The sequence below is a fragment of the Serratia sp. ID 25-353 genome, from assembly GCF_054792795.1.
The window spans coordinates 475107-488003 of the sequence record NZ_CM139236.1 but is presented as its reverse complement, the minus strand read 5'-3'; the positions used below and the strand labels follow the sequence as shown (position 1 = coordinate 488003).

Annotated in this window: 10 protein-coding genes; 6 read left to right on the top strand and 4 right to left on the bottom strand. The window is 59.3% G+C overall.

The window, feature by feature from the left end:
- Positions 1–225 precede the first annotated feature (225 nt).
- From purM to ACYF6X_RS02210, 4 genes are all read left to right on the top strand, one after another.
- Entirely contained in the window at positions 226–1263 is a 1038-nt protein-coding gene (purM, locus tag ACYF6X_RS02225) for a phosphoribosylformylglycinamidine cyclo-ligase (RefSeq protein WP_130018170.1), read from the top strand.
- Complete coding sequence (gene purN / locus ACYF6X_RS02220) at positions 1263–1901, top strand: phosphoribosylglycinamide formyltransferase (RefSeq protein ID WP_063990481.1); 639 nt, start codon at positions 1263–1265, stop codon at positions 1899–1901. The genes purM and purN overlap by 1 nt, the downstream gene beginning before the upstream one ends.
- Positions 1902–2014: 113 nt before the next feature.
- Positions 2015–2566 carry a spermidine N1-acetyltransferase gene (gene speG / locus ACYF6X_RS02215; protein WP_004941631.1) on the top strand — a complete coding sequence of 184 codons (552 nt, stop codon included), beginning with the start codon at positions 2015–2017 and terminating at the stop codon, positions 2564–2566.
- A gap of 203 nt (positions 2567–2769) precedes the next feature.
- Positions 2770–2985, top strand: coding sequence for a hypothetical protein (locus ACYF6X_RS02210; protein ID WP_063990482.1), 216 nt, complete (start codon positions 2770–2772; stop codon positions 2983–2985).
- A 29-nt stretch (positions 2986–3014) separates the two neighbouring features.
- On the opposite strand, the gene ACYF6X_RS02205 is transcribed toward ACYF6X_RS02210, so the two are convergent.
- The 4 genes from ACYF6X_RS02205 to ACYF6X_RS02190 all read right to left on the bottom strand — a co-directional run bounded on the left by ACYF6X_RS02205 (position 3015) and on the right by ACYF6X_RS02190 (position 8723).
- On the bottom strand, positions 3015–3836 hold the full coding sequence (locus tag ACYF6X_RS02205) for a hypothetical protein (protein WP_130018169.1): 822 nt from the start codon (positions 3834–3836) through the stop codon (positions 3015–3017).
- 228 nt (positions 3837–4064) lie between these two features.
- Positions 4065–4877 (bottom strand): phosphate ABC transporter ATP-binding protein PstB, encoded by an 813-nt coding sequence (pstB, locus tag ACYF6X_RS02200; RefSeq protein WP_130018168.1) that lies wholly within the window; start codon positions 4875–4877, stop codon positions 4065–4067.
- Between the two features lie 28 nt (positions 4878–4905).
- On the bottom strand, positions 4906–6555 hold the full coding sequence (gene pstA / locus ACYF6X_RS02195; protein ID WP_107227867.1) for a phosphate ABC transporter permease PstA: 1650 nt from the start codon (positions 6553–6555) through the stop codon (positions 4906–4908).
- On the bottom strand, positions 6552–8723 hold the full coding sequence (locus ACYF6X_RS02190; protein WP_130018167.1) for an ABC transporter permease subunit: 2172 nt from the start codon (positions 8721–8723) through the stop codon (positions 6552–6554). Before ACYF6X_RS02190 ends, pstA begins: the two co-directional genes overlap by 4 nt.
- Before the next feature lie 396 nt (positions 8724–9119).
- Here ACYF6X_RS02190 and ppk1 point away from each other — a divergent pair, with 396 nt between their 5' ends.
- Positions 9120–11183, top strand: a complete 2064-nt coding sequence (gene ppk1 / locus ACYF6X_RS02185) for a polyphosphate kinase 1 (RefSeq protein WP_130018166.1) — start codon at positions 9120–9122, stop codon at positions 11181–11183.
- A gap of 10 nt (positions 11184–11193) precedes the next feature.
- Positions 11194–12744 (top strand): exopolyphosphatase, encoded by a 1551-nt coding sequence (gene ppx, locus ACYF6X_RS02180; RefSeq protein WP_063990488.1) that lies wholly within the window; start codon positions 11194–11196, stop codon positions 12742–12744.
- Positions 12745–12897 lie beyond the last annotated feature (153 nt).

The window sequence follows — 12897 nt, the reverse complement described above, 5'->3', positions numbered from 1 at the left end:
AAAAAAATCGCGGGATTATACCGCCTTTTTTTCGCCGCGCCACCCACAATAGCCCGATCGGGATCAACAAAAGTTTGAATATCAGTATAGATGACGAAAAAGCAGAGCCGGTTCACAAGCCGCTCGCAAACGTTTGCCTGCGCTGTTAGAATTGCCGCGCCTTATTCCGGAATCAACATCGGAAGCACAGTTTTCAAACCGCAAACCGTCGTGGGGAATCGCGCAGTGACCGACAAAACCTCTCTCAGCTATAAAGACGCAGGTGTCGATATCGATGCAGGCAACGCATTGGTAGATCGCATCAAAGGTGTAGTTAAACAGACCCGTCGCCCGGAAGTGATGGGCGGTCTGGGCGGGTTTGGCGCCCTGTGTGCGTTGCCGCAGAAATACCGCGAGCCGGTGCTGGTTTCCGGTACCGACGGCGTGGGCACCAAGCTGCGTCTGGCGATGGATCTGAAACGCCACGACACCATCGGCATCGATCTGGTGGCGATGTGCGTCAACGATCTGGTGGTTCAGGGCGCCGAGCCATTGTTCTTCCTCGACTACTACGCGACCGGCAAGCTGGATGTAGACACCGCGGCCAGCGTGATCACCGGCATCGCCGAGGGCTGCAAACAGTCCGGCTGTGCGCTGGTGGGCGGCGAAACCGCTGAAATGCCGGGCATGTACCACGGCGAAGATTACGACGTGGCCGGTTTCTGCGTCGGCGTGGTCGAAAAATCCGAGATCATCGACGGCAGCAAAGTGCAGTCCGGCGACGCGCTGATCGCTCTGGGCGCTTCCGGCCCGCACTCCAACGGCTACTCGCTGGTGCGCAAAATCCTGGAAGTGAGCAACACCGATCCGACCGCCACCCAGCTGGAAGGCAAACCGCTGGCCGACCACCTGCTGGCGCCGACCAAGATTTACGTGAAGTCCGTGCTGGAGCTGATCGAGAAGGCGGACGTACACGCCATCGCTCACCTCACCGGCGGCGGCTTCTGGGAAAACATTCCACGCGTGCTGCCGGAAGGCATGCAGGCGGTGATCGACGAAGCCAGCTGGCAGTGGCCGGCGGTGTTCACCTGGCTGCAGCAGGCCGGCAACGTCAGCCGTCATGAAATGTACCGCACCTTCAACTGCGGCGTAGGCATGATCATCGCCCTGCCGGAAGCCGAAGTGGAAGCGGCCATCGCGCTGCTGACCGCGGCAGGTGAAAAAGCGTGGAAAATCGGTAAACTGACCGCCTCTTCCGACGAACAACAAGTGGTCATCAACTGATGAAAAAGATCGTGGTGTTGGTCTCCGGCCAGGGGAGCAATCTCCAGGCGCTGATTGACGCCTGCCAGCAGGGCCGCATCGCCGCCGAGATCGTGGCGGTGTTCAGCAACAAGGCGCAGGCTTACGGCCTGCAGCGCGCCGAGGCGGCCGGCATCGCCGCTCAGGCGCTGGATGCCAAAGCCTACGCCGATCGCGCGGCGTTCGACGCCGCGTTGGCGGACGCTATCGACCAACACCAGCCCGATCTGGTGGTGCTGGCCGGCTACATGCGTATCCTCAGCCCGCAGTTCGTGCAGCGCTATGCCGGCCGCATGCTGAACATCCACCCTTCCCTGCTGCCGAAATACCCGGGGCTGCATACGCATCGTCAGGCCATCGACAACGGCGACAGCGAACACGGCACCTCGGTACACTTCGTGACCGAACAGCTCGACGGCGGCCCGGTGATTTTGCAGGCCAAGGTGCCGATTTTCGCTGACGACGAAGAAGATGACGTGGTTGAACGGGTGCAAACCCAGGAACACACGATCTATCCACTGGTGGTGAGCTGGTTCGTCGACGGCCGCCTGGCGATGCGCGATGGCGCCGCCTGGCTGGACGGCGAACGCCTGCCTGAGCAGGGTCACGCCGCCGACTGATGCGCGCAGCCTGAACCTTGCCTAAACGGCGCCCACGCGGCGCCGTTTTTTTTCGCCTTCATCCATTCTGTGAAGTTATACTTTGCACAATTTCACGGCACAGAGGAGCCCACATGTCCAGCACTGCCAGCGTCAGGTTACGCCCATTGGAACGGGACGATCTGTCGTTCGTCCACCAGATGGACAACAACGCCAGCGTTATGCGCTATTGGTTTGAAGAACCCTACGAAGCCTTTGTCGAGCTTTCCGATCTCTACGATAAACACATCCACGATCAGAGCGAGCGCCGCTTCATCATCGAACACGAAGGCGCCAAGGTCGGCCTGGTGGAGCTGGTGGAGATCGATCACATCCATCGCCGCGCAGAGTTCCAGATCATCATCGACCCTGCCCACCAGGGCAAAGGTTACGCCAGCACCGCCGCCCGCTTGGCAATGGACTACGGCTTCTCGGTGTTGAACCTGTACAAGCTGTACCTGATCGTCGACAAGGAGAACCCGAAGGCGATCCACATCTACAGCAAGCTGGGCTTCAACGTGGAAGGCGAGCTGATCGACGAGTTCTTCGTCAACGGCGAATACCGCACCGTGCTGCGCATGTGCATCTTCCAGCCGCAATACCTGGCGAAGTTCAAAACGCCCAATGATAAGCCGCTGGTGAAGTGACGCTGAGCGAGAAAAAAGTGAAAACCCGCGCAGGCGGGTTTTTTATTGGAAAATAAGTGACTAGTATTAATGGATGCTATTTTATCGTCAGTAAATAGCCTGATGAATGCGGAAATAAATAATATTAATCCGCGATAATTAATCGAGCAATAATTAATAGTGATAGTAAGAGTTACCCTCTGCCTCTACAAAGGAAAAAAACCATGATGACCGTCTCAAACCTGCTGATTTTTATCGGTCTGGTCATGTTCGCCATAACCGCCGGCCTAAATACCTATAGCGGCTACGCCTCCGCAGATCCCAATAGCACCCCGCTATTTTCCCCGCTCTGGTGGACACGCTGGTTCCCGCTCTATGCCTCGGGGGCTGCGTTGCTGCTGGTGGGGGGCGTGTTGAGGCTAGCCGATAAAACACGTTAAGAGTCATGTGATGATATGACGCTTAGAGGTTAATTATCTTTCTTGCCCAGCCTACGCATCAGCCATCCACGCAGTGGCTTTTCGGCCGGTGACAAATCGGCAGCGGTGTCCGAAGCGATATCCGGTACGTTTTCCTGCGCCGCAACATTGCGCGCATGCTGACAATGCGCCTGATACTCCGCTTCGGTTTGATACAGGTGGGGCTGCCACTTCAGCCAGAAAGCCTTGGCATGCCGCAGGGACTCCCATTCATTAATCGACCAGGCCACGACGAAAATCGCCATCATCAGATAGGCAAAGAAGAAGAATACTCCCCACAAGGGGCTGTTATCTGTCGCGCTGGCTCCGCTTTCCGCCAATGGAAACACGCTGATGTAGAATCCCCAAGTGATAGCCAACGCGCTAATGATTAGGAACACAAACAGCGAAACACGCTGGTGTAGCAGCCGGCAGCCATCCAAGGAAAAAACGTCGTTTTTGTTCGAAGTGAGGGAGGTGCGGCGCAAGAAACAGTTCAGCGCAAGATCGCTCAATGCCACTGGTGCACGGCCCAGATAATCTACCAGTTGGTGCGCCACCCAGACTGGTAAACGGATGCCGATACTTTCATAGAGTGCTTTGGTTCGCAGCGGCACCATTCCGTTCTGTGGCCCATCCCGCAACCCCTGAATGCGTGACAGAACAGACTGACGTTTAACATCGCTGACTCGGTCAAACTGGTTATTGCGGCGACTGTCGTAATTCTTTGACCAGCGTGAATACCACCATTTTACCACTGAAATAAAAACAGGAAATAATAACGTTAGCGTGGGAATAACAATATCTTTGATATAATTCGTATCAATAGTCATGCATATATGTCCTTATATATAAATTGCAGATCATTTATTAGGGATAATGTAATCAATAATGAATGATTGGATAAAGCAAGCTCGCAGACTGTGAGATTTATGCCAAAAATGTAATCTATATCGTCTCAATGCGTCTGTAAATCCAGATGGAATAAAAAGTCATAGACACGGCATAACAACGCCGGCATATCGATGCGACGGAGAACAAAAACCTCCGTCGCTCATCCCTCACCCATACCGCCCGGTAATATAATCCTCGGTGCGGCGCTGGCGCGGCGAGGTGAAAATCGCGTCGGTGTCGTTGTACTCCACCAGCCGCCCCTGATGAATAAAGGCGGTGTAGTCGGAGACGCGCGCCGCCTGCTGCATGTTGTGCGTCACCAGCACCACGCTGTAACGCTGTTTCAGCGCGGAAATCAGCTCTTCGATGGTTAGCGTGGAGATCGGATCGAGCGCCGAGGTCGGCTCGTCGAGCAGCAATACCTCCGGCTCGATGGCGATGGCGCGCGCGATCACCAGGCGCTGCTGCTGGCCGCTGGACAAGCGGAATGCATTTTCGCGCAGCCGATCCTTCACCTCATGCCACAGCGCGGCGGCGCGCAGCGAACGCTCCACCGCTTCATCCAGCAAACGCCGGTCGCGCACGCCCTGCAGCCGCAGACCGTACACCACGTTTTCATAGATCGATTTCGGGAACGGGTTCGGCCGCTGGAACACCATGCCCACTCGCCGCCGTAGCGCCGCCACGTCGATCTGCGCGCCGGAGATCGGCGCGCCGTTCAGCTGCAGCTCGCCCTCGATGCGGCAGTTATCCACCAGATCGTTCATGCGGTTGAAACAGCGCAGCAGCGTCGATTTGCCGCAGCCCGAAGGGCCGATCAGGGCCGTCACCCGGTGCTTCGGAATGCGCAGCGAAATATCGTGCAGCACCTGTTTGTCACCATAAAACAGGTTCAGTCCGTTGACCGCCAGCGCGGTCTGTTCATCGTCGAGATGCTGGACATCCAGCCGGGGCAAACTGCCTGGCGTCATCAAACCCATTACGCACTCCCCAAAAATAGCGTCATTGTTACTGCGACCATGCTCGGTACCGCTCCCTCAACGAATGGCGGATACCCATCGCCGCCAGATTCAAACTCACCACGATCGTCACCAGCAGGAAGGCGGTGGCGAACACCAGCGGCCGCGCCGCCTCCACGCTCGGGCTCTGGAATGCCATATCGTAGATCTGAAAGCTCAAATGCATGAACTTCCGTTCCAGGTGCAGATACGGGAAAATCTCGTCCACCGGCAGCACCGGCACCGACTTCACGACCCCCACCAGCATCAGCGGCGCGGTCTCCCCGGCGGCGCGCGCCACCGCCAGAATCAGGCCGGTCATCATCGCCGGCGCCGCCATCGGCAGCACGATGCGCCACAGCGTCTCGGCCCGGCTGGCACCCAGCGCCATCGAACCCTGCCGCAGCGAGGTGGGAATGCGCGACAGCCCTTCCTCGGTGGCGACGATCACCACCGGCAGCGTCAGCAGCGCCAGCGTCAGCGCCGCCCACAGCACGCCGGGCGTGCCGAAGGTCGGGTTGGGCAAGGATTCAGGATAGAACAGCTGATCGAGCGTGCCGCCTATCATATAAACGAAAAAGCCGAGGCCGAAGACGCCGTAGACGATCGAGGGCACGCCGGCCAGGTTGACCACCGCAATGCGAATCACCCGCGTCAGCAGATTGTTGCCGGCATACTCGTGCAGATACACCGCCGCGATCACGCCAAACGGCATCACCACGATCGACATCAGGATCACCATCAATACCGTGCCGAAAATGGCCGGGAACACCCCGCCTTCGGTATTCGCTTCGCGCGGGCTGTCGGTGAGGAATTTCTTCACCTGTTCGCCCCAGTGTGCCAGCTTCTCGGTGGTGTTCATGGCGTTCGGGTACCAGGCATCACGCACCTGGCTGAGCGGAATGGTCAACGTCTGGCCGTGCATGTCGCGCAGCAGCAACGCATCGCGCTGGCGATCGCGGTTTAGCCCCGCCAGGCGTTCGGACAGCAGCTGGTATTGCCGCTGCAACTCCAGCCGCTCGGCCTTGATGGCGTCCTGCGCGCGGGCATCCAGCTTATCGTCGCGCTGCAGGCGCTTTTCCCGCAGCCGCAGCGCGTCAAACTGCTGATTGATGCGCGCCATATCGAGGAATTGAATGTCGTGCGCCTGGCGCGAGAGCGCGGCGATTTGTGGCAGCCGCTGCTGCAACGCCTGCCCCAGATTGCGGCCGGTCAGTGGTTGCCCATCCTCCAGCAGCCCCGCCAGATAGCCGTAGGCGGTACCGTGGCTGTCGCGCTCCAGCACCAGCAGGCTGCGCGGCGTGCTTTGGCTGCGGATGTCGCTGGCCAGCAGCGTGCGAAAATCCTGCCCCTCGCGCTCGCGGTTACCGACCTTGATCAGATAGCGTTCGACGCTCTGCGCCTCGCCCGGCGGCGCCACGCCCGCCTCCGTCAGCTGGCGGCGCGAAATGCTTTGCTGCTGGTACAGCTCGCCGATCACCGTCACCGGCCCGGCGCCGTTCTGATTCAACTCAAACTGATAAACCGGGCTCGGCCAGAAATAACGCATCCCTTGTCCGGCCAGCAGCAACAGAATGCCGATCAGCGCCAACAGGCTGACGGCCACCGAACCGGCGGTCAGCCAAATCCACGGCGACCCGCTCTTCACCCAGTTCTTCATGGCGCCTCCTGATTCGGCGTGTAGCGCTTGCGCAGCCGCAGGCGCACCGCCTCCGCCAGCGTGTTGAACACGAAGGTGAAGACAAACAACACCAGCGCGGTCAGGAACAGCACGCGGTAATGGCTGCTGCCGGAGACCGCCTCCGGCATTTCAATGGCGATATTGGCCGCCAACGCCCGCAGCCCCTGGAACAGGCTGCCGTCGATAATCGGCGTATTGCCGGTGGCCATCAGCACGATCATGGTTTCCCCCACCGCGCGGCCAAAGCCGATCATCAGCGCGGAGAAAATGCCGGCGCTGGCGGAAGGCAGCACCACCTTGATCACCGTCTGCCATTGGGTGGCGCCCAGCGCCAAAGAGCCCTGGCTCAGGGTGGCCGGCACGCTGAACAGCGCGTCCTCCGCCAGCGAGAAGATGATCGGCACCAGCGCGAAGCCCATCGCCACGCCCACCACCAGCGCATTGCGCTGGTCGTAATTATCCCCCAGCCAGAAATGCAACGGCTCACCGAACAGCGCCACCTCCAGCTGCGGCCCCAGGCTAAGCGCCAGCCACACCGTCAACGCCAGCAGCGGCAACAGCAACAGCAGATCGACACCCGGCCGGCAGCGCGGCATAAAGCAATGGGTCAACGCGCCGCACAGCAGCACCGCCGCCGCCAGCAGCAGCGGTAACGCCAGCACCGCCAACAGATACTGCTCGATGATCGGCGCCAGCCAAATGCCGGCCACCAACCCGATCACCACCGTCGGCAGCGCGCCCATCACTTCGATAGCCGGTTTGATCACCCGCCGCAGCCCCGGCGTCATAAAGTAAGCCGTGTAAATGGCGCCGGCCAGCGCCAAGGGAATGGCGAACAGCATCGCGTAAGCCGCCGCCTTGAAGGTGCCGAAGATCACCGGCATCAAACTGAATTTGGGTTGGTAGCTGTCTTCGCCGGAGGTGGACTGCCAGACGTAGGCCGGCTGCGGGTAGTTCTCATACCACACCTTGCCCCACAGCGAACGCCAGGTGACGTCCGGATACGGGTTGTCGAGCGCATAGCGCTGCCAGCCCTGTGCGCTCTCCAGCAGCAGGCCATCGCCACGCGGCGCGAACGCCATCTGCCGCACCTCGGCGCCCAAACGGGTATTCAGCAGCGGCTGCGGTTGAATAGTGGAGAACAGCGAGAAGCCGCCATCGGGCCGCAGGGTGGCGAACACCCGGCGATAGGGCTCAGCCACCGTCAGCTCCTGCCCGTCGGCACCATGGTCGAAATGCTGCACCGGCGTCAGGCGCCAGCGCTGCTCTTTTTCTACTTCGAACCACTCGCGCAGATTGCCGTCGGCGCCCTTGATCAGCAGCGCGCTGCCGCCGGGCAGCGCCGTCATCTGATACGGGGCATGTTCGCCAAGGGTACGCGTTTCACGCAGCTGCAGCTGCACGCCGTCGATTTCATAACGCGCCAGCCGGTTGCCGGTCAGCAGGTAAAGCTGGCGGCCATCCGGCGTCAGCACCTGTTGCTCTGCATCCTGTTCCAGCGGCCGCTCGCTGAACTGCGGCGGCCGGTCAGGGCTGAAACGGCCGAACACCAGCCGCCGATCGTCGGTCACTCCAGCCAGCAAATACTGCCCGCGATGCGCATCCGCCAGCGACAGCAGTTTCAGCGGCTTGCGCTGTGGATCCAACGCCAATGGCTGCTGCCCGAGCGGGAACAACCACTGCGGCCGGCCGTTTTCCGCCGTCGCGAAATCCGCACGCGCCACCACCAACCGGCCGTCGGCCTGCGCCAGCGCAAACAGATCGCGCTCTCCGGCAGCCTGCGCGAGCAGCGCCGGTTTGGCCAGCAGCGTCTGCTGCGCCAGCGGCGTCTGGGCCTGGCCGCTCGGCGCCGGCGTCAGACGATAAAATTGCCCCGCGCCCTGCGCGTCGATGCGATAACCTACGCGCTGCTGCACGTCCATACCCAGCGCCAGCGCCGGGGCCGACGCCGCGATCGGCAACGGCTGCGCCTGCCCAAGCGAGGCCGGTTTGAACAGCTGCAGCACCGCAAACAGCAGATAAACGAAGATCAGCATCAACGTCATCAGCACCATCAGCCCGCTGGCGGTTACTGCCGCCTGCACGCCGCGGTCGATGCGCCCGCGCAGGCGATCTCGGGGATGTTGGTTTGCTGTCGTCTGTGTCATGTGTCTCGCTGTCGCTGATGTAATCGGACTTGCGCCGTAAGATAACCGGGCATCTTATGTCAGTTTTATGACGTTTGCATGACAAAGTTGCCCGCCACAACCCAGGTTTTTTACACTGCAAAAAGACAATATGGCGTGGGTATATTGCTGAAAAATGAACGTAAACACGCTTGATATCTCCAAAAATGAGCCCGCTAATCGTCATTTCATGCTACTCATTCCACTGCCGGGCATCCCGCCTCGGCGAAAATTTATTGCCGCCGAAAAACGTCGCGCGCCAACGCAATGGATATGTTGGACTTTCCTGTCAATCTCTCGCAATAATGATGAAGGACACTAGAGCGGCATCCGGGCGCTGCGTCCCGGATCCTATTCTAAATTTGAACTGGAGTGGCAATGGGTCAGGAAAAGCTCTACATCGAAAAAGAACTAAGCTGGTTATCCTTTAATGAACGCGTGTTGCAGGAAGCCGCAGATAAGAGCAATCCCCTGATTGAACGTATGCGTTTTCTGGGCATTTACTCCAACAACCTCGACGAGTTCTATAAAGTCCGCTTCGCCGATCTCAAACGGCGCATCCTGATCAGCGAAGAGCAAGGCTCCGCCGGCGCCTCGCGCCACCTGCTGAAAAAGATCCAGGCCAAGGTGCTGAAAACCGATCAGGAGTTCGACAGCCTGTACAACGATCTGCTGCTTGAAATGGCGCGTAACCAGATCTTCCTGATCAACGAACGCCAGGTGTCCGAGAACCAGCAAATCTGGCTGCGGCAATATTTCAAACAGCATCTGCGCCAGCACATCACACCGATCCTGATCAACCACGACACCAACCTGGTGCAGTTCTTGAAAGACGATTACACCTATCTGGCGGTGGAGATCATTCGCGGCGCGCGCATCGACTATGCGCTGCTGGAGATCCCGTCCGACAAGGTGCCGCGCTTCGTTAATCTGCCGCCGGAAGCGCCGCGCCGCCGTAAGCCGATGATCCTACTGGATAACATTCTGCGTTACTGCCTGGACGATATCTTCAAGGGCTTCTTCGACTACGACGCGCTCAACGCCTACTCGATGAAAATGACCCGCGACGCGGAGTACGATCTGGTCACCGAAATGGAATCCAGCCTGTTGGAACTGATGTCCTCCAGCCTGAAACAGCGCCTGACCGCCGAGCCGGTGCGCTTCGTGTATCAGCGCGACATGCCGAACGAAATGGTGGAACTGCTGCGCGGCAAACTGGGCATCTCCAACTACGATTCGGTGATCGCCGGCGGCCGCTACCACAACTTCAAAGATTTCATCAGTTTCCCGAACGTCGGCAAGGCCAATCTGGTCAACAAGCCGCTGCCGCGCCTGCGCCACATTTGGTTCGACGGTTTCCGCAACGGCTTCGACGCCATTCGCGAAAAAGACGTGCTGCTCTACTACCCGTACCACACCTTCGAGCACGTACTGGAATTGCTGCGCCAGGCGTCGTTCGATCCGAGCGTGTTGGCGATCAAGATCAACATCTACCGGGTGGCGAAAGATTCGCGCATCATCGAATCGATGATCCACGCCGCGCACAACGGCAAAAAGGTCACGGTGGTGGTCGAGCTGCAGGCACGCTTCGACGAAGAGGCCAACATTCACTGGGCGAAGCGCCTGACCGAGGCCGGCGTGCACGTGATCTTCTCGGCGCCGGGCCTGAAAATCCACGCCAAACTGTTCCTGATTTCGCGCCGTGAAGGCGATGAAATTGTGCGCTATGCTCATATCGGTACCGGCAACTTTAACGAAAAAACCGCGCGCATCTACACCGACTATTCGCTGTTGACCGCCGACTCACGCATCACCAACGAGGTGCGCCGGGTATTCAACTTTATCGAGAACCCCTACCGGCCGGTCACCTTCGACAACCTGATGGTGTCGCCGCAGAACTCGCGCCTGAAGCTGTATGAGCTGATCGACAACGAAATCGCCAACGCCCAGGCCGGGGAACAGGCCGGCATTATGTTGAAAATTAATAATCTGGTGGATAAAGGGCTGGTAGATCGGTTATATACCGCGTCCGGCGCCGGCGTGAAGATCCGCCTGCTGGTGCGGGGCATGTGTTCCCTGATTCCCAACCTGCCGGGGATCAGCGACAATATTCAGGTGATCAGCATCGTCGATCGCTTTTTGGAACACGATCGGGTTTACGTTTTCGACAACAAAGGTGACAAACGGGTGTATCTGTCCTCCGCCGACTGGATGACCCGCAACATAGATTACCGTATCGAAGTGGCGGTATCGCTGCTGGATCCGGCGCTGAAACAGCGCGTTCTGGACATTCTGGAGATCCTGTTCAGCGATACGGTCAAGGCCCGTTATGTGGATAAAGAACTGAGCAACCAGTACGTGCCGCGCGGCAACCGCCGCAAAGTGCGTGCCCAGGTGGCTATTTACGAGTATTTAAAAGCTCTGGAACAACCAGGACAGTAGGCCAGCAACTATGCCGCTAAAAAACACTGCAACGAACAAACCGCAGGAAATCGCCGCCATCGACCTCGGGTCGAACAGTTTCCACATGGTGATCGCCCGCGTCGTCAACGGCGCCTTACAGGTATTGGGCCGTTTAAAACAGCGAGTGCATCTCGCCGACGGATTGGACAGCAACAACGTACTCAGTGAAGAGGCGATAGAGCGCGGCCTGGCCTGCCTGGCCCTGTTTGCCGAACGGCTGCAGGGCTTCCCGGCGGATAACGTCACCATCGTTGGGACTCACACCCTGCGTCAGGCGGTGAACGCCGAAGTGTTCCTCAAGCGCGCCGCCAAAGTGATCCCCTACCCGATCGAAATCATCGCCGGTCAGGAAGAAGCACGTCTGATCTTCATGGGCGTGGAGCACACTCAGCCGGAGAAAGGCCGCAAGCTGGTGATCGACATCGGCGGCGGCTCCACCGAACTGGTGATCGGCGAAGACTTCGAGCCGCTGCTGGCGGAAAGCCGCCGCATGGGCTGCGTCAGCTTCGCCCAGCTGTTCTTCCCGGGCGGCGAGATCAGCAAAAACAACTTCCGCCGCGCGCGGCTGGCGGCGGCGCAGAAGCTGGAAACGCTGGCCTGGCAGTACCGCATTCAAGGCTGGCAGTACGCGCTGGGCGCCTCGGGCACCATCAAAGCCGCCCACGAAGTGCTGGTGGCGATGGGAGAAAAAGACGGCCTCATCACCCTGGATCGCCTGGAAATGCTCGCCGAACAGGTGCTGCAGTTCAAAAGCTTCGGCTCGCTGAGCCTGCCGGGGCTGTCGGAAGACCGCCAATCGGTGTTCGTGCCGGGGTTGGCTATTCTGTGCGGCGTGTTCGACGCGCTGGCGATCCGCGATCTGCGCCTGTCCGATGGCGCGCTGCGCGAAGGCGTGCTGTATGAAATGGAAGGCCGTTTCCGCCACCAGGACATCCGCAGCCGCACCGCCAAAAGCCTGGCCGATCACTACAACATCGACCGCGAACAGGCCAAGCGGGTGCTGGAAACCACCGAGCTGCTCTACTCGCAGTGGATGGCGCAAAACACCAAGCTGGTGCATCCACAGCTGGAGGCCCTGCTGAAATGGGCCGCCATGCTGCACGAAGTGGGGCTGAGCATCAACCACAGCGGCATGCACCGCCATTCGGCCTACATTCTGCAAAACTCCAATCTGCCTGGCTTCAACCAGGAACAGCAGCTGCTGCTGTCGGCGCTGGTGCGTTTCCACCGCAAGGCGATCAAGCTCGAAGAGCTGCCGCGCCTCAACCTGTTCAAAAAGAAACACTACCTGCCGCTGATCCAGCTGCTACGCCTGAGCACCCTGCTCAACAACCAGCGTCAGTCGACCACCACGCCGGAAACGCTGCGCCTGACCACCGACGACAATCACTGGACGCTGCGCTTCCCGGCCGGCTACCTGGCGCAGAACAACCTGGTGCAGCTCGATTTCGAACGCGAGCAGGCCTACTGGAACGACGTCGTCGGCTGGAAGCTGCTGATCGACGAAGAAGGCTCGCAAGACGAACAACGCTCCGCCTGATCCCCCGCCCCCTGCCTGCCAGGGGGTTTTTCTTTCCGCCCTCGCCCCGTCAACCTAAACGAAACCCTAATGCGCCGTGCCGCACGCCGGAAAAAAATGGACAACTTTTGTCATCAGCGCCTAAAATCCGGTTACAAATTCTCGAGCGAATAA